Source organism: Verrucosispora sp. WMMD703 (assembly GCF_049178935.1).
Classification (GTDB): Bacteria; Actinomycetota; Actinomycetes; order Mycobacteriales; family Micromonosporaceae; genus Micromonospora; species Micromonospora sediminimaris.
The window spans coordinates 3,402,623-3,427,350 of the sequence record NZ_JBMHMM010000004.1; the positions used below are offsets into that span (position 1 = coordinate 3,402,623).

Below are 24,728 nucleotides of genomic sequence, written 5' to 3' on the forward strand. Positions count from 1 at the left end.
GACAAGATAGCGTCGTGTCGCCTTTTTGTCGCCACCAATGTGGCCTATTTGCCGGGCTTTGTGTCGTCGCGGTCGGTGACATTCGGACGTCACTGTAGACCTGCGACGGTCGACTGCCGCCGCGCTTCGGCCGACGGAGGTGGGGATGCAGGGTGACGGCGACGAGCCAGGGGTGAGCCGGGGCGAGCAGATCCAAGCAGTCGAGCGGGAAGCGGCGAAGCGGCGGCTTCTCGCCGAGGCTGAGGCGGAGCGGATCCCGGCGGAGGAGATCACCCGGGCGAGACCGGACCGGCGGTGGCGTCGTGGACAGCGTTGAGCTGTTGCCGGTCGGACGGCGGGTGGAGACCAGCCAGGCCAGGACGAGCGCCGGGGCGACCAGGACGTAGGGCAGTACTGGCGGGGGCGGCGGAAGCTGTCGCAGCAGATGTTCGCCGACCGGCTCGGCAAGTCGAAGAGCTGGGTCGACAAGGTTGAGCGCGGAGCCCGATCGTTGGACAGACTGTCCACCCTCCAGCAGATCGCCCGCGTGCTGCGTATCGATGCCGCCGTGTTGGTCGGCGGGAACACCGAGCCGGCCGAGGTGACACATCGCGCCGAGGGTGTCGATCGGATCAGGGTTGCGCTGTCCCGGTACGAGATTCCGTTGGGCATGCCGGCGGGCCTGCGGCCGGTGATGCCGGTGGACCGGATGCTGCGGGAGGTGGGGCACGCGTGGACGACGTTCCAGTACGCCCGCTACCAGCAGGTGATCGACATAGCACCGGACCTGCTCACCAATGCACAGCGCACCTACGCCCAAGCCCCGGCCACAGGTCGAACCCCGCTGGTGGAGCGTACCGGATCACGGCCGCCCTGCTGATCAAGCTCGGCGACGCCGAGCTGGCCTGGCTGGCCACCGATCGGGCGATGCTCGCTGCCACCGGTGACCGGGAGCTGGTGGCAGCCGCCGCCGTCCAGCTCGGCCAGGTGCTGCGGATGTCGGGTCGTACGCGGGAGGCGAAGTCGTTGATGCTCGCCGGCGCGTACCGGATCGCCCCGCCGGAGATCGACAGCGGTACACCGGCGGAGCTGTCCCTGTGTGGAACCCTGCTCAGCCAGGCGGCCCTGGCCGCCGCACAGCACGGGAACGAGTCGACCGCCACTGAGCTGATCGACGAGGCCGCCGGCATGGCCGAGCGGGTCGGCGACGGGCACGACCATCACCACACCGGGTTCGGACCCACCGCCGTCGCCCTGGCGCGTACCGCCGCAGCCGTCGAGTCCGGTGACGTCCGTGCTGCAATCGGCTGGCACGAGAAGGCCACCAGGCGACCCGGGTGGCGGTGGCTACCCCCCGAACATCGCGCTGCGCACCTGCTCGACGTCGCCCGCGCCTACCTCCACGCCGACGATGCGACCAATGCTGCCCGGGTCCTGATCGAAGCCGAACGCACCGCACCGGCCGAGATCCGTCACCGGCCCGCGGGCCGGGAGCTACTCGCCGAGATCGCCCGTGACGCGTGCGCCCCGAGCACGATCACGCAGCTCGCCGTTGCCCTCGGGGTGGGCTGACCAGTGACGGCCCCATTCCTGTCTCTCGCCCAGCCCGCAACCGACTGATCCTCATCGCAGGGCCGACGGTGGGACAGGGTTGAGACTTGGGGATTGCGGCTCCGACAGGGCCAGACGGCTCCAGGTCGAGTTGCCAAACGGCTGCTCCACCGAGGTGTGGGGTCGGCGGCCGACGGGTTGGCGGCGCGCTGGTGAGCGCGATGACCGGAGGTGGGACAGGCCGCCGTACATTTCGGGCTATGCGTTGGGCGACCCGCTCCGCCGGTGCCTGAGGACGAAATTAGCTACCACAACAGGGATTACCGCCACCGCACCAACCAGGATCTTAAGACCGACGGACGCGTCCCAGGCGAAGCCCAAGACCACGAGGGCGAGCAGGATTAGGAGGTAGACGACCTTCAGGTAGCGCGGCATGACCGTCACCGTAGCGCGGCGAAGTGCACTGACCGCAGAACCGCCCTCGATCGCGATAGTCTTCCGTCGGCATTTGTCGTCTCTGCGGCGCCGTTTCCATGATGCCACGTCTGACGCGATAATGCGCAGCACGTGACCATGGGGAGGTGGCGATCACCCGTGCCTACTCACGAACGCCGCAGGCGTCTGCGCCAGGTGATCAAGCAGGCGCTGACGCCCAAGAATGCGGAGGCTCGCACCACACCGCCAGCGCGGACGCGACCCGGGGGCATCGACGTAGAGACCGCCCGCAAGATGTTGTTGATCGACTTCGAGCAGGCGTTCATCCTGCACAACGACTACAAGGACGCCGAAAGGGATCTCTATAAGCTCAGTCTCCGTATCCTGGCTTTTCCGGTGCTGGTCGCTGGTGCCCTGGTGTCCGCAAAATTGATCTCCTCGGTGGGGCAGGTCGGCACGGTGCTGCGGCTACCGATCATCTATGCGGCGGCGGTGATTGCTGGGGTGTTGAACACGATCGTCCTGCGGGCCTATGTCGTCACCGATCGGGTGCAGACCGAGGCGAAACACCAGGTCAACCGGCTGCGAAGCCTCTATCTGCACGCGCTTGCCGCCGATTTTCCCGAAGGATGGAAACCGGTGTGGGGGTCGACCAACCCATACCTGGAGAGTCGACGCAAGCTGAAGGCCGCAGCACTTACTTCAGTGGTGATCGGATCGCTCAACGCCGCGTACGTCGCTGTCGGTGCCGACCGTCTCATCACGTATGGAACAGACATCTCCTGGACGCCCCTGCTGTCAGCGGCGTTCGCGCTGATCTACTTCCTCTTGCAGATGGAGTTCACGTGGGAGGTACTCCAGAGGGTACAACGAAAACGGTCAGTGGGAGCGGGCGGGTGAGGCGTTTCTCTACGGGTGCTGACCCAGTCGGCTACGACTTCGGTACGACGGTCGAACTTCTCGCCCGATACGGTCAGCCGATCTTGATAGCCATTAGCCAACTACGCACTATGGACTTTCTGTTTCCCCGGATGTCCCGGCTGTATCAGGATGCCCTTGACTCCGAGCTGCTGTTCCGGCAGACGGTGCCGGTGGCCGCGGTTGGTGCCCGGATCGGTGCCGATCCGGAGGTGCTGGCTGAGTACCTGAAGATTTACGCACTGGGTCAGACCCTCATCCTCAACAACATGGACCGCCACCTCGACCTTTCGGCTTCCTACAGCATCCGCGACCCGGCCTTGCTGCTTGCCGATGTCAACTCGACCATGTGCCTCTCGATGACCAGCCTGCTGACGATGGTCCGCGAGGCGACGCTCACACCAGCAGGCGTTCGGGCACTACCGGTGATGGCCGAGGTGACGGTGGAAATCGTGCAGTCCATGTACGACAACTACGCCGCCCGCTTCGACGCAGCGCCGCTCGAAGACGGAGACAGCCTTGTGAACTGGTATCGAATGGATGTCAGGTCTCGACACCTCGGATCTGGCTTCTACTCGTCTGGCCTACTCGGACTGCTTGCCTATCTCGGGAAGACCGTGCCGGATGGCTTGGCCGACGAGCTCCGCGACATGCGCCGGTTGAGACAGCGGGTGGACGAACTGGCGGACCTGTTCGAGGACACCGTTACTGGGCTGGTGAGCTACCCGGTCGCCAAGGGGCTCGCCGAGCCGACGCTCAACGCGCACCTGCGCCACTCGATCAGCAAGCTCTGGACCCGGGCGCAGCAGGTCATCGGCAGCCACGGCAGGCATGCTGGTGTGCTCAACCGGGCGCTGGCCGACGATCCTGAGCTGAACGAGACGCACAGCGCCATCTTGGAGATGCTGGTGTCGGGTGGCATCATGCGGGAGTGCTACCGGGAGGCCGATACCCTCTGGCGTGAGATCGCGCTCGGCCTCGATGCTCTGGACCCTCGGTTCGGTGAGCCGCTCCTGGCGATCATCGACCTCAAGCGGGCGCTGCTCGACCGCCTGGCGATGAATGGCTGGCAGAACAACCCACCTCCGCACACGTTCCAGGACATGATCGAAGCAGCGGGATTGGAAGCGACGACATGACGAGTGCCGAGAGCCGGCTCGAAAACTCTGCCAAGGCTGTCATCCTCGATGGCGACAGGGTGCTCCTGCTGAAGTATGTGGACCGCAAGATGGGGCTCGGGGTCTGGTACTCGCTGCCCGGCGGTCGGCAGCAGTACGGCGAGACGCTGACCGAAACTCTGATCCGTGAATGCCAGGAGGAAATCGGCGCGGACGTGATGCCAGGGCGCCTGCTCTTCGTTCGTGAGTACATTCACGCGCGCCACGAACTGGCCGGGAAGGGGCGCGATCAACACAAGATCGAGTTCTACTTTCTCGCGGAACTCAAATCGGACTTGTCCGCCGACTACCTGGCCGCAGACGATGTCTCCGACGAAGGCCAGCAGGGGATGCGCTGGTGCAACCTCGCCGACCTGCGGCAACTCAACATCTTTCCCACCGGTCTTCGTACGCTGGAGGACGTGGTGAACGCCAGCACGGACACCTACTGGGGCGACACGTACTGACGGAAGATCTCCAGGTCGCCGGAAAAGGTGTCCGTGCTGGGCCAGGGAAGGTCGCTACAGGTGGCAGGGCACCGACCTGTCACGACACTCGATAAACGCCCTCGATGCTCGGAGCGGGGATGCCGCTGGCCGACCGGGGCGCGTCAGTCGAACAGGACCACCGTGCGGGCGCCTTCGCCCCGGGCCATCCGGGCCAGGGCCTCCGGTGCCGCGTCGAGCGTGATCCGGTCGGTGACCAGGAAATCCAGGTCGAGGGTGCCGTCGAGGACCGCGCGGGCCAGCTCGGGCACGTCGCGGTCCGGGTCGGAGGAGCCGTACACCGAGGAACGCAGGGTGCGGGCCGAGTGGAAGATCTCCAGGGCGCTGAGGGCGACCATGTCGTCCTTGCCGCCCATGCCGACCACGATGACCTGCCCGCCGCGCCGGGTGGCCCGCCAGGCGGCGCGGATGGTGGCGGCCCGGCCGACGCACTCGACCGCGTGGTCGACGCCCCGGCCGTCGGTGAGTGACCGTACCGCGCGGCTGAGGGTGTCGTCGGCGAGCAGGAAGTCGGTGGCCCCGGCGGCGTGCGCCAGCTCGGCCTTGGCGGGTGCGACGTCGACGGCGATGACGCGGGCAGCGCCTGCGGCGCGAGCGGCGGCGACCGCCGAGAGGCCGACGCCGCCGAGACCGATGACGGCCACCGAGTCGCCGGGCCGCACGTCGGCGGTACGGCGGATCGCGCCGACGCCGGTGAGCACCGCGCAGCCGAGCAACGCGGCGGTGGGGAAGGGCAGCTCCGGCGGTACGGTCACCACTGCCTGCTGCGGCACCACCACCTGCTCGGCGAGCGCACCGAGGCCGAGGGTGACGTGCAGCGGCTCGCCGTCGATGGTGTGCCCGGCGGTGGCGGCGGGGGTGCCGGAGCGTTCGCAGAGCCACGGCTCGCCGTGCCCGCAGTACCAGCAGACGCGGCACGGGGGAGCCCAGTCGAGCACCACGTGGTCGCCGACGGCGATCCGGTCGACGTCGTCACCGACCTCGACCACCACGCCCGCGGCCTCGTGGCCGAGCAGCAGCGGGTACGGCGCGGCGATGGTGCCGTCGACCATGGACAGGTCGGAGTGGCAGACGCCGGCCGCCCGGACCGCCACCCGTACCTGCCCGGGGCCGGTGCCGGGCAGCTCGACAGGTTCCACCCGGGGCGGCGCGCCGACGCCCCGGACCACCAGGCCCCTCACCGTTGGATCGCCTTCACTTCGCTGAACTCCTCAAGCCCGTGCACGCCCAGCTCGCGGCCGACGCCGGACTGCTTGTAGCCGCCGAACGGGGCGAGCGGGTTGAACGGCGCGCCGTTGATGTCGACGGCACCGGTGCGCAGCCGGCGCGCCACCCGCAGCGCCCGCTCCTCGTCGCCGGACCAGACCGCGCCGGCCAGGCCGTAGCGGGAGTTGTTGGCGACCCGTACCGCGTGGTCGTCGTCGTCGACCGGGATGACCGCCAGGACCGGCCCGAAGACCTCCTCCTGCGCGAGGGCGCTGTCGGGGTCGACGTCGGCGATGACCGTGGGGGCGACGAACCAGCCCCGCTGTGGGACTGGGGCGTCCAGGCCGCCGGCCACCAGCCGGCCGCCGTCGGCCAGGCCCCGGGTGATGTGGTCGCGTACCCGGTCCCGCTGCTGGGCGGAGACCAGGGGGCCGAGCCGGGTGGCCGGGTCGAGCGGGTCACCGAGCCGGTAGCCGTCGGTGGCCTTGGCGGCCAGGTCGAGGGCCTCGTCGTAGCGGTCCCGGTGCACCAGCATCCGCGTCCAGGCGGTGCAGGTCTGGCCCGAGTTGAGGAAGGCGTTGCCGACGCCCACCTTGACCGCGCCGGCCAGGTCGGCGTCGTCGAGGATCACGTTTGCCGACTTGCCGCCCAGCTCCAGCGATACCCGGGCGATCCGGTCGGCGGCCAGGTGCGTGATCCGCCGGCCGGTGGCGGTGGAGCCGGTGAATGAGACCAGGTCCACGCCGGGGTGGCCGGCGAGCGCCTCGCCGACCACCGGCCCGGTGCCGGTGACCAGGTTGACCACGCCGGGCGGCAGGCCGGCTTCGTCGATGGCGTCGAAGAGCAGGTACGCGGTCAGCGGGGTCAGCTCGCTCGGCTTCAGCACCAGCGTGCAACCGGCGGCCAGGGCGGGCGCCAGCTTGGCGACGATCTGGTGCAGCGGATAGTTCCACGGGGTGATCGCGCCGACCACGCCGACGGGTTCGCGTACCACGAGGGAGTTGCCCACGGTCTGCGGCGCAGGCGGGTGCGCGGCCAGGTCGACGTAGCTGCGCAGCACGGTGAGCGGCAGCCCGGCCTGGACCCGGGTGGCGACCTTCAGCGGGGTGCCGAGTTCCGCGGCGACGGTGTGCGCGATGTCGTCGGCGCGGGCGGTCAGGGCGGCGTGCAGCCGGTCGAGGTGGGCGGCCCGGTCGGCGGGGTCGGTCGCCGCCCAGCCCTCGAAGGCGGCCCGGGCGGCGGTCACGGCCCGGTCGACGTCCTCGGCCGTGCCGGCCGGGACGGTGCCGATGACCTCCTCGGTCGTCGGGTTGTGCACCTCCAGCGGCTGCCCGTTCTCGGCGCGCACCCAGCGTCCGTCGAGGTAGAAGTCGGTCCGTACGGATTCCATGGGCTCCTCACCTAGACTAAAACTAGCGGTGCAAGTTTGGACTCTAGTACGCCGGGCCGCTCGGCGGGAGGGGCGGCAGCGGGCCGACGACGCGTTCGTACGTGTGCGTCAGCCCGTCGATGAGCGCCTCCAGGCCCAGCGCGAAGGCGCCCTCGTCGACCTGTTGCTGGTGCTCGGCGAGGCGGTGGGCCTGGCTCAGGTGCGGGTACTGCTCGGCGTAGAGCCCCGGATCCTCCACGAAGCCCTGGGCGAAGGAGCTGAGCGCGGAACCCATCACGAAGTAGCGCATCAGCGCGCCGATGTGCGTCGCCCGGGCGGGTGGCCAGCCTGCCGCGACCAGCCCGCCGTAGACGGCGTCGGCCATGGCCAGCGCCGCCGGGCGTCGACCCGGACCCTGGGCCAGGTGCGGGACGATGTTCGGATGGGCGGCGAGGGCGGCCCGGTAGGAGTGGCCCCAGCGACGCAGCGCCTCACGCCAGTCGACCTCGGCGAAGAACGACACGTCGACCTGGCCGGTGATGCTGTCCGCGACCGCGTCGAGGATCTCGTCCTTGGTGCCGAAGTGGTTGTAGAGCGAGGGCCCGCGCACGCCCAGCGCGGCGGCGAGCCGGCGGGTGGAGAACGCGTTGAGCCCTTCGGCGTCGATCAACGCGGCAGCGGCCTCGACGATCCGCTCCCTGCTGAGCAGGGCCTGTCGCGGCCGGGGCATGGCGTCCTCCTTCGGGTGGGTGGCTCGCGGGGAACTTTGCCACACCGGGGTCTGGACAGCATAAAACTTGCACCGCTAGTTTACTGCCATGGACCTTCACCTCTCCGCCGAGCAGGTCGCGGTCCGCGCGCTCGCCGCCGAGTTCGTCAACCGCGAGGTGGTGCCGCACGCGACGGCCTGGGACCGGCGCGAGGCGGTCGACCCCGGCATCGTCGGCAAGCTCGGCGAGGTCGGCTTCCTTGGCCTCACCATCGCCGAGGAGTACGGCGGATCCGGCGGCGACCACCTCGCGTACTGCCTGGTGCTTGAGGAACTCGGCCGGGGCGACTCCGCCGTCCGGGGCATCGTGTCGGTCTCGCTCGGCCTGGTCGCCAAGTCGATCGCCACCCACGGCACCCCGGAGCAGCGAGAACGGTGGCTGCCCGCGCTCTGCTCCGGCACCGCGCTCGGCTGCTTCGCCCTCACCGAACCGGACAGCGGCTCGGACGCGGCGGCGCTGACCACCCGCGCCGTGCGTGACGGCGACGACTGGCTGCTGACCGGCCGCAAGACGTTCATCACCAACGGCACCACTGCCGACGTGGCGCTGCTCTTCGCCCGTACCGGCGGCCCGGGCCACCGGGGGATCACCGCGTTCCTGGTGCCGACCGACAGCCCCGGCCTCACCCGGTCGGAGATCAAGGGCAAGCTGGGCCTGCGCGGGCAGGCCACCGCCGAACTCGTCCTCGACGCCGTCCGAGTGCCCGACACCGCCCGCCTCGGCGACTGCGGTGCCGGCTTCAAGCTGGCGCTGGCCACCCTCGCCAAGGGCCGGATGTCGGTCGCCGCCGGCTGCGTCGGCATCGCCCAGGGCTGCCTGGACGCCGCCGTCGGCTACGCCGGAACACGTACGCAGTTCGGCAAGCCGATCGCCGGGCACCAGCTCGTGCAGCAACTGCTCGCCGGCATCGCGGTCGACACCGCCGCCGCGCGACTGCTGGTCTGGCGGGTCGCCGACCTGATCGACCGGGGTCAGCCGTTCGCCACCGAGGCGTCGATGGCGAAGCTGTTCGCCAGCGAGGCCGCCGTCCGCGCGGCAAACGACGCCATCCAGGTCTTCGGCGGGTACGGCTACATCGACGAGTACCCGGTCGGCAAGTACCTGCGCGACGCCCGCGTCGCCACCCTCTACGAGGGCACCAGCCAGATCCAGCAGCTACTCATCGGGCGGGCGCTCACCGGCGTCAACGCCTTCTGAACCCGCGAGAGGAACCGTGAGCACATGGACTTCGGGCTGTCCGACGAGGAACGGGCCATCCGCGACACCGCCCGCGACTTCATCACCCGCGAGGTCATGCCGTTGGAGCAGGAGCTGCTGCGTCGCGAGCGGGCCCACCAACCCGGCCTGGAACGCTCCGAGCTGAGGGAGTTGCAGCTCAAGGCCCGCAAGTTCGGCTTCTGGGGGTTGGCCACGCCGGCGGAGTACGGCGGCATGGACCTGCCCGCCGTCGTCCAGTCGCTGATCTGGACGGAGATCGGCCGCAGCTTCGTGCCGTTCCGTTTCGGTGGCGAGGCGGACAACATCCTCTTCCACGCCACCGAGGAGCAGCGGCAGGAGTTCCTGCTGCCCACCATCGAGGGGGAGCGGAACTCCTGCTTCGCCATCACCGAGCCGGGCGCCGGCTCCGACGCCGCCAACATCCGGTTCCGGGCCCGGCGCGACGGTGACGACTGGATCCTCAACGGCGAGAAGACCTTCATCACCGGCGGCAACGAGGCCGACTTCGCCATCGTCATCGCGGTCACCGACCCGGAGCGCGGGGCCCGCGACGGCGGAGCGACCGCGTTCCTGGTGGACCGGGCGATGGGCTGGCGGTCGGAGTTCATCCCCACCATGGGCGAGGGCGGGCCCGCCTCGCTGTTCTTCGACGACGTACGGGTGCCGAACCGCAACATCCTCGGCGAGGTCGGGCAGGGCTTCACCCTCGCCATGCAGTGGATCGGCAAGGGGCGTTACACCATCCCCTCGCACGCCGTGGGCATCGCCGAACGCGCGCTGCGGATGGCCATCGACTACGCCAACACCCGGGAGACCTTCGGGTCCAGGATCGGCACCAACCAGGCCATCCAGTGGATGATCGCCGACTCGGAGACCGAGCTGGAGGCGGCCCGCTGGCTGATCCTGCGGGCCGCGTGGACGGTCGACGCCGGCCTGGACCCGAGGCACGCCTCCTCGATGGCGAAGCTCTACGGCGCCGGCATGGTCAACCGGGTGGTCGACCGGGTCATGCAGATCCACGGCGGGATGGGCTACACCCGCGAGCTGCCGATCGAACGCTGGTACCGGCAGGTGCGGCTGTACCGGATCTTCGAGGGCACCGACGAGATGCAGCGACTGATCATCTCCCGCGACCTGCTGCGCGGGTACACGAAGCTCGGAGGGCATCTGGGATGAGGCGCTTCGCCAGCATCGACGAGTTGGCCGGCGCGGTCGGCGAGCGACTCGGGCCGGGCCCGTGGTTCCCCATCGACCAACGCCGGGTGAACCTGTTCGCCGACGCCACCGACGACCACCAGTGGATCCACCTCGACCAGGAACGGGCGGCGGCCGGGCCGTACGGCGGCACCATCGCCCACGGCTACCTGACGCTCGCCCTGCTGCCCGCCCTGGTCGGCCGCCTCTACCGGGTGGACGGGGTGCGGATGGGGGTCAACTACGGCCTCAACCGGGTCCGTTTCCCCGCGCCGGTACGCGTCGGCAGCTCGGTGCGGGTCGTCGCCACGATCGACCAGGTGAGCCCGTTCGACGGCGGAGCGCAGCTGGTGGCCACGGTGACAGTGGACGGCGATGGTGGCGGCAAGCCGGTCTGCGTGGCCGAGACGGTGAGCCGGTTGTACGTGGACCCGCCCCGATGACCGCGCTCTCCCCGGCGACCGTGCTTGCCGGTTCCGCCGACCGGCACGCCGACACCGTCGCCGTCGTCGACGGCCGGGCCCGCGTCACGTACGCCGAGTTGTGGTTGGAGGCCCGCTGCTACGGCGCCGGTCTGCGGGCCGCCGGGGTCCGCGACGGCGACGCGGTGGCCCTGCTCGCGCCGAACGTGGTGGATTTCCCCCGGGTCTACTACGGCGCTCTCGCCGCCGGTGCGGTCGTGCTACCGGTCGGCGTGCCGGTCGGTCCGCACGCCGACCACCTGGCCCGGGAGGCGAGGCTGCTGGTCTGCCACACCTCGCAACTGGCGGCCGGGCGGCGGCTCAGTGCGCGGGCCGGCGTACCGCTGCTCACGGTCGGCCCGGCCCGGGGCCTGTCCGGCGTACCCCGGTTGGAGGATCTTTGTGACACCCCACCCGGCGGCACCGCCACGTTCGCGGACCCCGACGTCGACCCGGCCGCCGACCCGGACGGCACCGACGTGGTGCTCGGCTGCCTGCCGCTGGGCGGCCGGTTCGGCCGGGCCGTCGCCCTGACCGGCACCTTCCGGGCGGGGGCGACCCTGGTGCTGCTGAGCCGCTTCACCGGCCCGGCGGCGCTGGACCTCATGCTGCGTGAGGAGGTCACCGTCTTCCACGGCACGTCGGCGATGTACGCGGCCCTGCTCGATGCGGCCCGGGGCCGCCGGGTACTGCCCCGGCTGCGTCACTGCGTGAGCCGGGCACCGCTGCCGCCGTCCCTGCGGCAGCGCTTCACCAGCACCTTCGACACGGTCGTCCACGTGGCCGAGGGGGAGCGCGACTCGCCCGTGCCGGAACCGTCCGCCGGCAGGCCGCGCCCGGCCCGGCGGCTGCGCTCGCGTCGACTCGGCTGCCACGGTGAGCGGTACCGGTACGGGCCGGCGAGCTAGCGCGGCGGCGGTCGCCGGACCCAGACCCGGCGCGGTTCCGATCGCCGTGCGGGCCGTCCGGTGCCCTCGCCTACGATTCGCCAATGATCGGAAATGAGCCGGTGACGGCGGAGGTGCGGCTGCGCCCGATGACGGCGGACGACGCCGACCGGGTACTGGCGATCTACCAGGCCGGGCTGGACGGCGGGAACGCCAGCTTCGAGACCGTCGCGCCATCCTGGGCCGACTTCGACGCCGGCCGGTTGCCGGCCCACCGGCTGGTGGCGGTCGGCGCAGACGGGACGCTCATCGGCTGGATCGCCGTGTCACCGACCTCGGCGCGGGCGGTCTACGCCGGGGTGGTGGAGCACTCCGTCTACGTCGACCCGGCCGCCCACGGGCGGGGCGTGGCCCGGCTGCTGCTCGACGCGCTTGTCGAGTCGACCGACGCGGCGGGCATCTGGACGATCCAGTCCGGCGTCTTCCCGGAGAACACCGCCAGCCTGGCGCTGCACCGGCGGGCCGGGTTCCGGGTGGTCGGCACCCGCGAACGGGTGGGCCGCCACCACGGCCGCTGGCGCGACGTCGTCCTGCTGGAGCGCCGCAGCCCGGTGGTGGACTGAACCGCTCGGCGGGGGCCGGCGAGCCGCCGGCCCCCGCCTGCGGCGCTACGGGTACTGCTCCAGGTAGACCGGAGCGCCGACCCGGTCCATGTCGGCCGCCTCGCCGACGCCGTTGACCACGTGGTCGATGGTGCCGGCGCTGAGGTTGACCGTCATGATGTGGTGCAGCCGCACGCCGGGGCGTGCCGGCACCTCGAAGCCGTTCTCGGTACGGATCGACGGGTTGTTCTGGTTGAACACGTACACCCCGCCGCCGTGCAGCGTGTGGTGCCGGACCCGGTCGCCGACCTTGTAGCCCGCCCACCCGTTGACCTTGCCGTTGTGCCAGTCCGCCTGGGTGGGCGGGTCGTAGGGCAACTCGTTCTGGTAGAGGATCGTGGTGCCGTGCTCACCGTTCCACACCGTGTTGTACCGCTGGAAGTGCTCGACGAACAGGCCGGTGGCGGTGACGTGGTCGCCGTTGACGACGACGCCGTAGCGACCGGTGTTGGTACGCCAGCGGTCGGTGTCGCCGTTGACGCCCTCGGTGAAGCCCTCGACGCCGTGGTCGCCCCGCCACACCCAGGTGTGGTCGATCAGCACGTGGTCGCTGTTGACCTCCAGCGCGGTGTCCGTCCTGCCGATGTGTGGGCCGCCGACCCGGAAGTACACGTCGGAGAGCGTGATCGGGTTACGCGGGGTGCTGTGGTTGCGGCCGTGCTTGCGGCCGACCCGCAGCAGCACCGGTGATTCCTTCAGACCCGCGTCGATGGTGACCCCGGCGACGACCACGCCGGGCACCCCGGCGACGTTGAGCGGCACCGCGCCGTCGACCGCGGTCAGGGTGGCGTGCCCGATGCCGAGCACGATCGTGTCGGGCCGGCGGACCTCGATGCTGCGGGCCACGTCGTACACCCCGGGGGTCAGCAGCAGGTGCCGGCCCCGGGCGAGTTCACGGTTGATGACGTGCACCGGGTCGGACGGCCGGGCGACGAAGAAGTCGCTGATCGGGATGGTCCGTCCCGGCGTCATCCGGGTACCCCAGGTGATGCCGCGCGTGTCGCGGCGCACGGCCGGCACCCGGACCTGGTACTTGCCCCTGGCGTCGACGAAGAGGTACGGCTTCTCCCGGCTCAACGGGGTCGTGTCGAGCGTCGTGTACGGCGGGTCGGGGAAACCGGCGTCGTCGGGAGCGCCGACCACCCCGGCGAACACCTGGTTCCACACGGCGTTGGACCAGCTCTCGACCTCGCTGTTGCGGGTCAGCCACTGCTGCTGTGAGCCGTTGGTGGTGGCCGGCAGCCGGGAGTCGGCGATGAAGCCGCCGCTTGCGTACTGCGGTCCGTTGGTGCAGTAGTCCATCAGCGACAGTCCGCCGCCGCTGATGTCGAGCCGGCGCATCGACACGGCCTGGGACACCGCCCAGAAGTTGGCCGTGGCGCGGCAGTCGTCCTGGCCGGTGGCGTTGATGCGCAGCGACAGGTTGCTCAGCGTGCGCCAGAAGTTGACGAGCGCGATGCAGTTGGCGGTGCCGCCCTCGGTGAGGCAGCGGTTGTACGCCTCGACCTTGCCGTTGATGACCACGTCGGTGGGGGAGGCGCCGAGGCCGGAGATCTCGGTGTAGTAGCCCACCTTGATCTGGAGTGGCTGGTCGGCCGTGCCGTAGTGGCCCGGCCGGAACAGGTAGGCGTGTCGGGTGGTGCCCATCTCGTTGTCGACCTGCGCGGCGTGCGCCGCGTCGAGGGTCGCCTGGATCTGGCTGACCGGCATGCTCGGGTCGAAGATCGTGACGTTGGGCCCGAAGGTGGGGCTGGTCGGCCGGGGCGGACCCGCGCTGACCGGGGTGTTCGTGGCGACCGCGGCGGTGGTCAGCACCAGCCCGAAGGCCAGTGCCCGGCCGAGTCGCCGGTGCGGTGGTGGGGTCGGCATGCGTTCGTCCTTCCCGTCGGGCCGGTTGATGGCGGGCCCGACGACACGGTGGACCAGGTCTGTGAGAGCGCTCTCTCGCCGAGATGTTTCTACCTCGTAACGCCGCCGTGCGCCAGGTCCCCGCGACTCCGGCCCGCGCGAATAGTCCACTCGGCTGGGTACCTCGGCATCGGCGGATGCCGGCGGTCCGGAAGGTACCCTCGGCCGGTGTTCTCGCCCAACGGCCCGTCGCTACGGGAGCTGTGCGTCCAGGCGCTCTCCTCGGTGGAGCGCGGCTACGACCTGCTGGCGCCGAAGTTCGACCACACGCCCTTCCGCACGCCGGACAGCGTTCTCCGCGCGACCGCGCAGGCGCTTACCGAAGTCGGTGCGTTCGACAATGGGTTGGACGTGTGCTGCGGCACCGGCGCGGGAATGCAGGTCCTCAGCTCTCTGTGTCGGGATCGGATCACGGGCGTGGACTTCAGCGCCGGGATGCTCGCGCAGGCGCGCCGCGCATTTCCGGAGGCCAGCTGGGTGCGGGCCGACGTTCGGGCCCTGCCGTTCACCGAGGGGTTCGATCTCGCGGTCAGCGCCGGTGCGCTCGGGCATTTCCTGCCGGAGGAACGGCCCGCGCTCTTCGCCGGGGTCCACCGGGCGCTGCGGCCGGGTGGGCTGTTCGCCATTCCGATCGGTACGCCGTCGCCGCGTACCTCGGTCTCGCACTGGGTCACCCGCGGGTTCGACCTGACCATGCGGGTCCGCAACGCCGTGTGGCGCCCGCCGTTCGTGATGTACTACCACACCACCAGCCTCTCCGCGCTGCGTGACGACCTGACGGCGGTCGGCTTCACCGCGACCGACACCGCCCTGACCGGTCTGGGTCAGCACCGCGACGGCAGCCCACGGTTCCGGCTCATCCTCGCGCGCAAGCGCTGAGGTCCCTCACCTTCCGCGCTCAGACCTCGGGTAGGCCGACGTAGTTCTCCGCGAGGCTTGTCGCGTACGCCGGGGAGGTGGTGACGTACCGCAGGGTCGCCGACTGGAGCTTCGCCTCGTACGGGTCGTCGGCGTTGAGTCGGTGCAGCATCGACGTCATCCACCAGGAGAACTGCTGCGCCCGCCAGACCCGGCGCAGCGCGGTACGCGAGTAGCCGTCCAGCAGGTGGGTGCTGCCGTCGGCGTACCAGGCAGCGAAGGCGTCACCGAGCAGCGCGACGTCGGCCAGCGCCAGGTTCATGCCCTTGGCACCGGTCGGCGGCACGATGTGCACCGCGTCGCCGGCCAGGTACAGCCGCTGCCACTGCATCGGCTCGACCACCAGGCTGCGCAGCGGGGTGATCGACTTCTCCAGCACCGGCCCCTCGTTGAGCGTCCAGTTCGGCACCGTCTCCAACCGGGTACGCAGCTCGGCCCAGATCCGCTCGTCCGGCCAGTCGGCGATGTCCTCGTCGGCCGGCACCTGGAGATACAGCCGGGAGATCTGCGGCGAGCGCATGCTGTAGAGGGCGAAGCCGCGTTCGTGGTGGGCGTAGATCAGCTCCTCCACCGCGGGCGGGGCGGCGGCGAGCACGCCCAGCCAGGCGAACGGGTAGGTGCGCTCGTAGGTGGTCAGCACCCCGTCGGGCACCGTCGGCCGGCTGATCCCGTGGTAGCCGTCGCAACCGACCACGAAGTCGCAGTGCAACTCCTCGTCCCGGCCCTGGTGCCGGAAGTGGATCACCGGGGCGCTGTCCAGCCCGGACAGCCGGTCGGCGGGTGCCTCGAACAGGATCGTCCCGCCCGCCGCCAGCCGGGCGGCGATCATGTCCTTGACCACCTCCTGCTGGCCGTACACCGTGATCGCCCGGCCGGTCAGCTCGGTCATCGGCACCCGGTGCGACTCGCCGTCGAAGCGCAGCTCGATGCCCTCGTGCCGCATCCCCTCCCGGTCCAGGCGTGCCCCCAGGCCGGTGTCTCGCAGCAGGTCGACCGAGCCCTGTTCGAGCACGCCCGCGCGTAGCCGGTGCTCCACGTACTCCCGGCTACGGCTCTCGACCACCACCGAGTCGATCCCGTGCCGGTGCAGCAGGTGCGACAGCATGAGACCGGCCGGTCCCGCTCCGATGATGCCGACCTGGGTACGCATCCATGCCTCCTTGGGGCCTAGAACGGGTAGCGGGTGATGTCGCCCTGCATCGTGAGCCACTGCGTCTCGGTGAACGCCTCGATGTTCGCCGCCGCCCCGCCGAAGCGGGAACCGGTGCCGGACGCACCGACCCCGCCGAACGGCGCCACCGCCTCATCGCTGACGGTCTGGTCGTTGATGTGCACGATGCCACTGGGAATGCGCTCGGCCAGCGCCATCGCCTTCATCACGTCGCGGCTGAGGATGCCGAGCGACAGCCCGTACTCGCTGGCGCCGGCCAGCGCCGCCGCCTCGTCCAGGTCGCTGAAGGCGAGCACCGGGGCGACCGGGCCGAACACCTCCTGCGCGTACGCCGGGGTGGTCGGGGTGACATCGGCGAGCACGGTGGGCCGGTAGAACAGCCCCTCGTAGCTGCCACCGGCGGCCAGCCGGGCACCCGCGTCCACGCTCGACGTGACCAGCGCGTGGATCTTGTCGCGCTGCGCCTCGTCGATGATCGGCCCGAGCGCCACCTGCTCCTTGGCGGGGTCACCGACCGGCAGGTGGTCGGCCTTGGCGGCCAACTCGGTGACGTACCGCTCGGCGAGGCTCTCGTGCACCAGGTGCCGGCCGGTGGTCATGCAGATCTGCCCCTGGTGCAGGAAGGAACCCCAGGCACCGGCCGAGACGGCGAGGTCCAGGTCCGCGTCGTCGAGCACCACCAGCGCCGAGTTGCCACCCAGCTCCAGGTGCGCCCGCTTCAGGTGCCGGGCAGCGGCCTCACCGACCTTGCGGCCCGCGGCGGACGACCCGGTGAAGCTGATCACCCGTACGCGCGGGTCGGCGACCAGCGCCTCGCCGGTCGCGACGCCGCCCGGCAGCACGTGCAGCAGGCCCTCGGGCAGCCCCGCCTCCTCGAAGATCCGGGCGATGGACAGCCCACCGCAGACCGCCGTACGCAGGTCCGGTTTGAGCACCACCGCGTTGCCCAGCGCCAGCGCCGGGGCAACCGAGCGGATCGCCAGGATCAGCGGAGCGTTGAACGGCGAGATGACGCCCACCACGCCGACCGGTAGCCGGCGGGCCAGGCTGAGTCGGGGCTGGGCGCTCGGGATGATCTCACCGAGTGACTGCGAGGGCAGCGTCGCGGCCTCGTAGCACTCCTGCGCGGCGGTGCCGGTCTCCAGGCCGCCCTTGGGCGGGATCGACCCGGACTCGCGGACCACCCACTCGCCGACCTCGGCGGCGTGCTGCTCCCACAACGCGCCGGCCCGGCGCAGCACGGCGGCCCGCTCGGTGTAGCTGGTGGCGGCCCAGGCTCGCTGCGCGGCGGCGGCCCGGATGCTGGCCCGCGCGACGTCGTCGGCGTCGGCCACGCCGACCTGGCCGATCTCCTCGCCGGTGGCGGGGGCACGAACGGTGGCGGTGCCGCCGGAGGCCCGCACCCAACCGTCGCTGTAGATCCGGCCGTGCCAGGTGTCGGTGTCGAGCAGGGGCATGGTGATCCTCCTTGCGCCGCAGGTGGGACAGGCACGGGCGGTGGCCGGCGGGATGGTTCCGGCCACGCCTGATACGTGCGGCGGCCCGGCGGTAGCCAGGGCCGACCGCGCGCGTCGCTTGTTCGCTTGCCGAACAGGCGTTCTCATCAAGGACATTTGCACGGGACTCGGCTCGCGTCAACGGATCACCGCAACATTTCTGCGACAGGTCGGACGGGTGAATCCGGCCGGCCGGGGCGCGTTGACGAACGTCACCAACGCCGATTACGTTCGAGATAAGTACGCCGGTCCGCATGCCGAACAGCGGTCGGTGGGTACGTGAAACAGGAGGCAGGGAGGCTCATGGCGAAGCTCGTCCCGCTGGCCGACGGCGTCGCGGAGCTGGTCCGCGACGGGGACACGGTGGCGCTGGAGGGATTCACCCACCTGATCCCGTTCGCCGCCGGCCACGAGATCATTCGGCAGGAGCGGCGCGACCTGACCCTGGTACGGATGACCCCCGACGTCATCTACGACCAGCTCATCGGCGCCGGCTGCGCCCGCCGCCTGGTCTTCTCCTGGGGCGGCAACCCCGGCGTGGGGTCGCTGCACCGCTTCCGCGACGCCGTGCAGAACTCCTGGCCCGTCCCGTTGGAGCTGGAGGAACACAGCCACGCCGGGATGGCCAACCGCTACGTCGCCGGTGCCTCCGGCCTGCCGTTCGCGGTGCTGCGCGGCTACACCGGCACCGACCTGCCCCGGCACACCGGCAACATCCGCAGCATCGACTGCCCGTTCACCGGGGAGACGCTTACCGCGGTCCCCGCGCTGAACCCCGACGTGACGGTGGTGCACGCCCAGCGCGCCGACCGCGCCGGCAACGTGCAGATGTGGGGCATCACCGGCGTGCAGAAGGAGGCGGTGCTGGCCGCCCGCCGGTCCCTGGTCACCGTCGAGGAGATCGTCGACGAGTTGACCCCCGTACCCGGCCAGGTGGTGCTGCCCGGCTGGGCGATCACCGCAGTGGCGCACGTACCCGGCGGCGCCCACCCCTCGTACGCGCACGGCTACTCGGTGCGGGACAACGCCTTCTACGTCGCCTGGGACGAGATCAGCCGGGACCGTGACACCTTCCAGGACTGGATCGAACGGCATGTGCAGAACGCGGGGACGAAGGCATGAGTGAGCGTCAGCGAGCGAATCATCAACTCAGTGCGTTGGTGCCTCATGTCGGCCCGCAGCGCAGCGGAGGGCCGGCATGAGTGAGCGTCAGCGAGCGAATCATCAACTCAGTGCGTTGGTGCCTCATGTCGGCCCGCAGCGCAGCGGAGGGCCGGCATGAGTGAGCGTCAGCGAGCGAATCATCAACTCAGTGCGTTGGTGCCTCATGTCGGCCCGCAGCGCAGCGGAGGGCCGGCATGAGTCAGTACACCGCCGACGAGATGATGACGGTGGCGGCCGCCCGGCAACTGCGCGACGGCACCGCCTGTTTCGTCGGGATCGGACTGCCCAGCACCGCGGCGAACCTGGCCCGCGCCACCCACGCCCCGGACCTGGTGCTGATCTACGAGTCCGGTTGTCTCGGCGCCAAACCCGACCGGCTGCCGCTCTCCATCGGTGACGGCGTGCTCGCCGACACCGCCGACGCGGTGATCCCGGTGCCCGAGGTGTTCAATTACTGGCTGCAACCCGGACGCATCGACGTCGGGTTCCTCGGCGCCGCGCAGCTCGACCGGTACGGCAACATCAACACCACCGTGATCGGCGGTGACTACACCGACCCGAAGGTGCGCCTGCCCGGTGCCGGCGGCGCTCCCGAGATCGCCGCCTCCTGCGGCGAGGTGGTGGTGATCGTCCGGCAGAGCCGGCGTACCTTCACCGAGCGCGTCGACTTCGTCACCTCGGTCGGCTACGGCGCCGGCCCCGGCGACCGGGCCCGGCTCGGTCTACGCGGCGGTGGACCCCGCACCGTCATCACGGACCTCGGCGTCCTCGAGGCCGACCCGGACAGCTGCGAACTCACCCTCACCCGGCTGCACCCGGGCGTCACCGTCGAGCGGGTCCTCGAGGCCACCGGCTGGCCGCTCGCCGTCGCCGACGACCTGAGCACCAACGAGCCACCGACCGCCGAGGAACTCAGAGTGCTGCGCGCCCTCGAAGCGACAATGCGGGCGGCGGCATGACCGACCAGCCGCAGCCCGAACCGCCGGGTGGTGCGATCGTCAGCGGGCACCCGCTCGAATCCTCCGGGTCGCGGATACTCGGATCGACTGAAGGGGAGGAGCGGCCTTGACCCAGGACGCCGAGCGGAAACTGATCCTGCCGAGCTACCGGCGCGACGACGTCGACGCCCACCCGCCGCTGCTCAGCCCCGGCTACCGGTCGACGGTGACCCGGGCGCCGCAGCAGCCATTGACCTACCTGCCGCAGCGGCTCACCGAGGTCACCGGCCCGCTGCTCGGCGAGGGTCGCCTCGGCGAGTTGGACCACGACCTGACCCGCCAGCACGACGGCGAACCCCTCGGGCAGCGGATCATCGTGCACGGCCGGGTCCTCGACGGCGACGGCCGCGTGGTGCCGCACACCCTTGTCGAGATCTGGCAGGCCAACGCCGCCGGCCGCTACCGGCACGCGGCGGACACCTGGCCGGCGCCGCTGGACCCGAACTTCACAGGCGTCGGACGCGCCCTGACCGACGCGGACGGCCGTTACCACTTCGTCACCGTGCAGCCCGGCGCCTATCCGTGGCGCAACCACGACAACGCCTGGCGGCCGGCGCACATCCACTTCTCCCTCTTCGGTCGCGCCTTCACCCAGCGGCTGGTGACCCAGATGTACTTCCCGGGCGATCCGCTGTTCTTGCAGGACCCGATCTTCAACTCGGTCCGCGACGAGCGGGCCCGGCAGCGGATGGTGGCCCGCTACGACCACGCCGCCACCCGCCCCGAGTGGGCACTCGCCTACGAGTTCGACATCGTGCTGCGCGGCCGGGAGGCCACCGTGTTCGAGGACGAGGACGACGATGAGTGAGTCGCTGGGCGTCACGCCCGCCCAGACCGTCGGGCCGTACCTGCACATCGGCCTGCGCTGGCCCGACGGGCCGTACGTGGTCCCGGAGGGTACGCCCGGGGCGTTCTGGCTGCGGGGCCGGATCTTCGACGGCACCGGCGCGGCCGTGGTCGACGCGATGGTGGAGAGCTGGCAGGCCGATCCCGACGGGCGCTTCGACCACCCCGACGATCCACGGGGCGCCCGGCCACCGGCGGTCCCCGGCTTCCGGGGTTTCGGCCGGGCCGAGACCGACACCGAGGGCCGGTACGCCCTGCACATCGTCAAACCCGGGCCGCTGCCCACCTTCGACGGCGACACCGAGGCACCGCACCTGACCCTGTCGGTGTTCGGGCGGGGGCTGCTGCACCGTCTCGTCACCCGGGTCTACTTTCCCGGCGAGGCGGCCAATGCCAGCGACCCGGTGCTGCGTACCGTCGACCCGCAGCGTCGTGACACGCTGCTGGCCCGACCGGCCACGGACGGGTTCCAGTTCGACATCCGCCTTCAGGGAGAGCATGAGACCGTCTTCTTCGCCGTCTGAGGCACTGCTGCGCGGGCTCTCCGGCACGCCTGACGTCGACGCCGAACTCGGCGACCACGCCCTGCTGCGGGCGCTGCTGGACGCGGAGGCGGCCCTGGCCCGGGCCGGCGCCGAGGTCGGGCTGGTGCCTGCCCCGGCCGCCGACGAGATCGTCCGGCAGTGCCGCGTCGAACGGTACGACCCGGCCGCTCTCGGCGAGGCGGCCGAGGCAGCCGGCAATCCCGTCGTCCCGCTGGTGCGGGAGCTGACCGCCGCGGTCGCCGCGCCGGCCCGGCCCTGGGTCCACCACGGCGCGACCAGCCAGGACGTGCTCGACACCGCCCTGTCGCTGGTGGCGGCCCGGGCCGCCGAGCCGCTGCTGCGGCACCTCGCCGACGCCGCCGACGCCGCCGCCCGGCTGGCCCGGACCCACCGCGACACCCTGATGACCGCCCGTACCCTCGGCCAGCAGGCCGCACCGACCACCTTCGGGCTCAAGGCGGCCGGCTGGCTGGTCGGCCTGGTGGCGGCACGGACCCGGCTGGCCAGGGCGCGCGCCGACCTGCCCGTGCAGCTCGGCGGGGCGGTCGGCACCCTCGCCGTCTACGGCACTGCCGGGCCGGCGATGGTCGACCGGTTCGCCACGCAGCTCGGCCTGGCCGCGAGCCCGCTGCCCTGGCACACCCGCCGCCAGCCCCTGCTCGACCTGGCCGCCGCCCTCGGCGGGCTGCTCGCCGCCACTGGCAAGATCGCCCTCGACGTGGGCCTGCTCGCGCAGACCGAGGTCGGCGAGGTGGCCGAGGGAGGCGCGGGGCGGGGCGGCTCCTCGGCGATGCCGCACAAGCGCAACCCGGTGGACTCGGTGCTGGTCACCGCCGCGGCCCGGCGTGGCCCCGGGCTCGTCGGCACGTTGTTCGCCGCCGCCGGCCAGGAACACGAGCGGGCCACCGGTGGCTGGCACGCCGAGTGGGAGCCCCTGCTCGACCTGACGCACCTCGCCGGCGGGGCCGCCGCCCGCACCGCCCGGATGCTCGCCAACCTCGACGTACGTCCGCAGCGGATGCGGGCCAACCTGGACGCCACCGGCGGCCTGCTGCTCGCCGAGGCGGTCGCCGCCCGGCTGGCACCGGCCCTGGGCCGCGCCGCCGCTCACGACCTGGTCCGCCGCGCCGCCGGCCGGCCCGACTTCCGGGCGGCGCTGCTGGCCGAGGCGGACCTGCGCGCCCACCTGTCGGAATCGGACGTCGACGCCGCCCTCGACCCGGCCGGTTGGCTCGGCAGCACCGGGCACCTCATCGACCGCGCCCTCGACCTGCACCGCGAGGCGGCGCACGACCCGGCCGCGTCCAGCGGACCGCACCCCGGGGCGGCGCACGACCTGGCCGCGTCCGTCGGGCCGGACGGCGAGGTACGGCCGTGACCGGCGCGCTGCACTACACCGTCGACGGCCCGCCGGACGCGCCGGTGCTGCTGCTCGGCAGTTCCCTGGGCACCACCGGCGCGATGTGGCAGCCGCAGGTGGCGGCGCTGGCCGAGCGGTACCGCGTGGTCCGCTACGACCATCTGGGCCACGGCGGCTCGGCGACACCGGCCGGGCCGTACACCATCGACCTGCTCGGCCGGAAGGTGCTGCGGCTGCTGGACGACCTGAGCGTGACCCGGGTCCACTACGCCGGGCTCTCCCTCGGCGGGATGGTCGGCATGTGGCTGGCCGCGCACGCCCCCGAACGGATCGACCGCCTCGCCCTGCTGTGCACCTCCGCACTGCTCGGGCCGGCGGACGGCTGGCGGGCCCGAGCCGCCGCCGTCCGTGCCGGTCGGCTGGACAGCATCGCCGACGCGATCGTCGAGCGCTGGTTCACTCCGGCCTTCACCGCGACCCATCCGGACGCCGTCGCCGCGTACCGGAACATGCTGGTCAGCACACCTGCCGCCGGGTACGCCGGCTGCTGTGCGGCAATCGCCGCGATGGACCTGCGCCCGGACCTGACCGCGATCCGCGCACCGACGCTCGTGGTCGGCGCGGCCGACGATCCGGCGACCCCGCCGGAGCACGCGGCCGCCATCGCCGAGCGGATCCCGTCGGCCCGCCTGGTGGTGCTCGACGGGGCGGCGCACCTGGCCAACGTCGAGCAACCCGAGGCCGTCACCCGACTGCTCGCGGACCACCTCGACCCGAAAGGCGCGGTGCCCTGATGACCGACCAGCAGCGGTACGAGGCCGGCATGGCGGTACGCCGGCAGGTGCTCGGCGACGCGCACGTCGACCGGGCCATCGCCGGCACCGACGAGTTCACCGCCGACTTCCAGGACCTGATCACCCGCTACGCGTGGGGTGAGATCTGGACCCGGGAGGGGCTGGACCGGCGTACCCGCAGCTGCATCACCCTCGCCGTGCTGGCCACCCTGCACCACGACGAGGAACTGGCCATGCACGTACGCGCCGCCCTGCGCAACGGCCTCACCCCCGACGAGGTGAAGGAGGTGCTGCTCCAGGTGGCCGTCTACGCTGGCGTACCGGCGGCGAACCGGGCGTTCAAGGTGGCCCAGGAGACTCTGCGGCAGGAGGCGGCCCCGTGACCGACGAGGCGACGGCCCGCTCCGGCGAGTTCGTCCAGTCGTTGGAACGCGGTCTCGCCGTGATCCGGGCCTTCGACGCCGAACACCCGCAGCTCACCCTCAGTGAGGTGGCCCGGGCCACCGGGCTGACCCGGGCCGCCGCCCGTCGCTTCCTGCTCACCCTGGTCGAACTCGGCTACGTACGCACCGACGGGCGGCTGTTCTCCCTGCGCCCGCGCATCCTCGACCTCGGCTACGCCTACCTGTCCAGCCTGAGCCTGCCCGAGGTGGCCCAGCCGCACATGGAGGCGCTGGTGGCGCAGGTGCACGAGTCCTGCTCCGTGTCGGTCCTCGACGGTGACGAGGTCGTCTACGTCGCCCGGGTGCCCACCAAGCGGATCATGACGGTGGGGATCAGCGTCGGCACCCGGTTCCCCGCGTACGCCACGTCGATGGGCCGGGTGCTGCTCGCCGGGCAGCCGCCCCGATGGCTGGACGACTATCTCGCCACGGCGCAGCTGCGCCCGCTGACCCGGCGCACCGTGACCGACCCGGACAAGCTGCGCGGCCTCCTGACGAAGATCGCCACCCAGGGGTACGCCCTCGTCGACCAGGAGCTGGAGGAGGGGCTGCGGTCGTTGGCCGCGCCGATCCACGGCGACAACGGCTCGGTGGTGGCCGCCGTGAACGTCTCCGCCCACGCCAGCCGAGGCTCGTTCGAGATGATCCGCAGGGAGCTGCTGCCACCGCTGCTGGCCACGGCCAAGCGCATCGAGGAGGACCTGAGCGCCGGTCCCCGTCGCTGAGCCCGGTCTGGGCGCTGCGGCGAATCAGCCCGGGGCGGCCCGTCCGC

Annotated in this window: 26 protein-coding genes; 20 read left to right on the forward strand and 6 right to left on the reverse strand. The window is 71.4% G+C overall.

The annotated features are described in order from the left end of the window. Nucleotides 1–145 precede the first annotated feature (145 nt). The 6 genes from ACN26Z_RS16070 to ACN26Z_RS16095 all read left to right on the forward strand — a co-directional run bounded on the left by ACN26Z_RS16070 (nucleotide 146) and on the right by ACN26Z_RS16095 (nucleotide 4,507). The gene (locus tag ACN26Z_RS16070) at nucleotides 146–316 is read left to right on the forward strand and encodes a hypothetical protein (RefSeq protein WP_282238586.1); all 171 of its coding nucleotides are present in this window, start codon (nucleotides 146–148) and stop codon (nucleotides 314–316) included. Between the two features lie 108 nt (nucleotides 317–424). Continuing rightward, nucleotides 425–859 carry a helix-turn-helix domain-containing protein gene (locus ACN26Z_RS16075; protein WP_421462014.1) on the forward strand — a complete coding sequence of 145 codons (435 nt, stop codon included), beginning with the start codon at nucleotides 425–427 and terminating at the stop codon, nucleotides 857–859. Nucleotides 860–906: 47 nt separating this feature from the next. Further along, on the forward strand, nucleotides 907–1,551 hold the full coding sequence (locus ACN26Z_RS16080) for a hypothetical protein (RefSeq protein ID WP_421462015.1): 645 nt from the start codon (nucleotides 907–909) through the stop codon (nucleotides 1,549–1,551). 573 nt (nucleotides 1,552–2,124) lie between these two features. Further along, nucleotides 2,125–2,865: a hypothetical protein gene (locus ACN26Z_RS16085; RefSeq protein WP_421462017.1), complete on the forward strand. Its 741-nt coding sequence runs from the start codon at nucleotides 2,125–2,127 to the stop codon at nucleotides 2,863–2,865. Between the two features lie 110 nt (nucleotides 2,866–2,975). Beyond that, nucleotides 2,976–4,022 (forward strand): hypothetical protein, encoded by a 1,047-nt coding sequence (locus ACN26Z_RS16090; RefSeq protein WP_421462019.1) that lies wholly within the window; start codon nucleotides 2,976–2,978, stop codon nucleotides 4,020–4,022. Further along, nucleotides 4,019–4,507, forward strand: coding sequence for an NUDIX domain-containing protein (locus ACN26Z_RS16095; RefSeq protein ID WP_282238582.1), 489 nt, complete (start codon nucleotides 4,019–4,021; stop codon nucleotides 4,505–4,507). Before ACN26Z_RS16090 ends, ACN26Z_RS16095 begins: the two co-directional genes overlap by 4 nt. A 143-nt stretch (nucleotides 4,508–4,650) precedes the next feature. Here the strand turns inward: ACN26Z_RS16095 and ACN26Z_RS16100 are convergent, their stop codons facing one another. From ACN26Z_RS16100 to ACN26Z_RS16110, 3 genes are read right to left on the reverse strand one after another with little or no spacing between them, the layout of a single operon-like run. After that, nucleotides 4,651–5,727, reverse strand: coding sequence for an alcohol dehydrogenase catalytic domain-containing protein (locus tag ACN26Z_RS16100; RefSeq protein WP_421462021.1), 1,077 nt, complete (start codon nucleotides 5,725–5,727; stop codon nucleotides 4,651–4,653). Further along, on the reverse strand, nucleotides 5,724–7,142 hold the full coding sequence (locus tag ACN26Z_RS16105) for an aldehyde dehydrogenase family protein (protein WP_421462023.1): 1,419 nt from the start codon (nucleotides 7,140–7,142) through the stop codon (nucleotides 5,724–5,726). The genes ACN26Z_RS16100 and ACN26Z_RS16105 overlap by 4 nt, the downstream gene beginning before the upstream one ends. A 43-nt stretch (nucleotides 7,143–7,185) precedes the next feature. Then, a complete protein-coding gene (locus ACN26Z_RS16110) occupies nucleotides 7,186–7,851 on the reverse strand; it encodes a TetR/AcrR family transcriptional regulator (RefSeq protein ID WP_282238579.1) in 666 nt (221 codons plus the stop codon). Between the two features lie 88 nt (nucleotides 7,852–7,939). Here ACN26Z_RS16110 and ACN26Z_RS16115 point away from each other — a divergent pair, with 88 nt between their 5' ends. From ACN26Z_RS16115 to ACN26Z_RS16135, 5 genes are all read left to right on the forward strand, one after another. Next, nucleotides 7,940–9,088 (forward strand): acyl-CoA dehydrogenase family protein, encoded by a 1,149-nt coding sequence (locus ACN26Z_RS16115; protein ID WP_421462025.1) that lies wholly within the window; start codon nucleotides 7,940–7,942, stop codon nucleotides 9,086–9,088. A 24-nt stretch (nucleotides 9,089–9,112) separates the two neighbouring features. Then, the gene (locus tag ACN26Z_RS16120) at nucleotides 9,113–10,285 is read left to right on the forward strand and encodes an acyl-CoA dehydrogenase family protein (protein WP_282238577.1); all 1,173 of its coding nucleotides are present in this window, start codon (nucleotides 9,113–9,115) and stop codon (nucleotides 10,283–10,285) included. Beyond that, a complete protein-coding gene (locus tag ACN26Z_RS16125) occupies nucleotides 10,282–10,746 on the forward strand; it encodes a MaoC family dehydratase (RefSeq protein ID WP_396886766.1) in 465 nt (154 codons plus the stop codon). The genes ACN26Z_RS16120 and ACN26Z_RS16125 overlap by 4 nt, the downstream gene beginning before the upstream one ends. Next, nucleotides 10,743–11,672 (forward strand): AMP-binding protein, encoded by a 930-nt coding sequence (locus ACN26Z_RS16130; RefSeq protein WP_421462027.1) that lies wholly within the window; start codon nucleotides 10,743–10,745, stop codon nucleotides 11,670–11,672. Before ACN26Z_RS16125 ends, ACN26Z_RS16130 begins: the two co-directional genes overlap by 4 nt. Nucleotides 11,673–11,755: 83 nt before the next feature. Further along, complete coding sequence (locus ACN26Z_RS16135) at nucleotides 11,756–12,274, forward strand: GNAT family N-acetyltransferase (protein WP_421462029.1); 519 nt, start codon at nucleotides 11,756–11,758, stop codon at nucleotides 12,272–12,274. A 45-nt stretch (nucleotides 12,275–12,319) separates the two neighbouring features. On the opposite strand, the gene ACN26Z_RS16140 is transcribed toward ACN26Z_RS16135, so the two are convergent. Further along, nucleotides 12,320–14,182 (reverse strand): adenylyl cyclase, encoded by a 1,863-nt coding sequence (locus ACN26Z_RS16140; protein ID WP_421462031.1) that lies wholly within the window; start codon nucleotides 14,180–14,182, stop codon nucleotides 12,320–12,322. A gap of 207 nt (nucleotides 14,183–14,389) precedes the next feature. On the opposite strand from ACN26Z_RS16140, the gene ACN26Z_RS16145 reads away from it, so the two are divergent. Beyond that, nucleotides 14,390–15,100, forward strand: coding sequence for a class I SAM-dependent methyltransferase (locus ACN26Z_RS16145; RefSeq protein ID WP_421462033.1), 711 nt, complete (start codon nucleotides 14,390–14,392; stop codon nucleotides 15,098–15,100). 19 nt (nucleotides 15,101–15,119) lie between these two features. On the opposite strand, the gene ACN26Z_RS16150 is transcribed toward ACN26Z_RS16145, so the two are convergent. Both ACN26Z_RS16150 and ACN26Z_RS16155 read right to left on the reverse strand, forming a co-directional pair. Further along, nucleotides 15,120–16,289: a 4-hydroxybenzoate 3-monooxygenase gene (locus ACN26Z_RS16150; RefSeq protein ID WP_421462035.1), complete on the reverse strand. Its 1,170-nt coding sequence runs from the start codon at nucleotides 16,287–16,289 to the stop codon at nucleotides 15,120–15,122. A gap of 17 nt (nucleotides 16,290–16,306) precedes the next feature. After that, nucleotides 16,307–17,767, reverse strand: coding sequence for a benzaldehyde dehydrogenase (locus ACN26Z_RS16155; protein ID WP_282238569.1), 1,461 nt, complete (start codon nucleotides 17,765–17,767; stop codon nucleotides 16,307–16,309). 342 nt (nucleotides 17,768–18,109) lie between these two features. Here ACN26Z_RS16155 and ACN26Z_RS16160 point away from each other — a divergent pair, with 342 nt between their 5' ends. The 8 genes from ACN26Z_RS16160 (at nucleotide 18,110) to ACN26Z_RS16195 (ending at nucleotide 24,681) form a co-directional block, all read left to right on the forward strand. Beyond that, nucleotides 18,110–18,928: a CoA transferase subunit A gene (locus ACN26Z_RS16160; protein ID WP_282238567.1), complete on the forward strand. Its 819-nt coding sequence runs from the start codon at nucleotides 18,110–18,112 to the stop codon at nucleotides 18,926–18,928. Nucleotides 18,929–19,164: 236 nt separating this feature from the next. Beyond that, nucleotides 19,165–19,929 carry a CoA-transferase subunit beta gene (locus tag ACN26Z_RS16165; RefSeq protein ID WP_421462038.1) on the forward strand — a complete coding sequence of 255 codons (765 nt, stop codon included), beginning with the start codon at nucleotides 19,165–19,167 and terminating at the stop codon, nucleotides 19,927–19,929. A gap of 106 nt (nucleotides 19,930–20,035) precedes the next feature. Continuing rightward, nucleotides 20,036–20,776 carry a protocatechuate 3,4-dioxygenase subunit beta gene (gene pcaH / locus ACN26Z_RS16170; protein WP_421462040.1) on the forward strand — a complete coding sequence of 247 codons (741 nt, stop codon included), beginning with the start codon at nucleotides 20,036–20,038 and terminating at the stop codon, nucleotides 20,774–20,776. After that, entirely contained in the window at nucleotides 20,769–21,338 is a 570-nt protein-coding gene (pcaG, locus tag ACN26Z_RS16175; protein ID WP_421462042.1) for a protocatechuate 3,4-dioxygenase subunit alpha, read from the forward strand. The genes pcaH and pcaG overlap by 8 nt, the downstream gene beginning before the upstream one ends. Beyond that, nucleotides 21,313–22,737 (forward strand): 3-carboxy-cis,cis-muconate cycloisomerase, encoded by a 1,425-nt coding sequence (gene pcaB / locus ACN26Z_RS16180; protein WP_421462044.1) that lies wholly within the window; start codon nucleotides 21,313–21,315, stop codon nucleotides 22,735–22,737. The genes pcaG and pcaB overlap by 26 nt, the downstream gene beginning before the upstream one ends. Then, complete coding sequence (gene pcaD / locus ACN26Z_RS16185) at nucleotides 22,734–23,513, forward strand: 3-oxoadipate enol-lactonase (RefSeq protein ID WP_282238564.1); 780 nt, start codon at nucleotides 22,734–22,736, stop codon at nucleotides 23,511–23,513. The genes pcaB and pcaD overlap by 4 nt, the downstream gene beginning before the upstream one ends. Further along, complete coding sequence (gene pcaC / locus ACN26Z_RS16190) at nucleotides 23,513–23,896, forward strand: 4-carboxymuconolactone decarboxylase (RefSeq protein ID WP_421462046.1); 384 nt, start codon at nucleotides 23,513–23,515, stop codon at nucleotides 23,894–23,896. Before pcaD ends, pcaC begins: the two co-directional genes overlap by 1 nt. Next, nucleotides 23,893–24,681, forward strand: a complete 789-nt coding sequence (locus ACN26Z_RS16195; protein ID WP_282238563.1) for an IclR family transcriptional regulator — start codon at nucleotides 23,893–23,895, stop codon at nucleotides 24,679–24,681. The genes pcaC and ACN26Z_RS16195 overlap by 4 nt, the downstream gene beginning before the upstream one ends. Nucleotides 24,682–24,728: the final 47 nt, after the last annotated feature.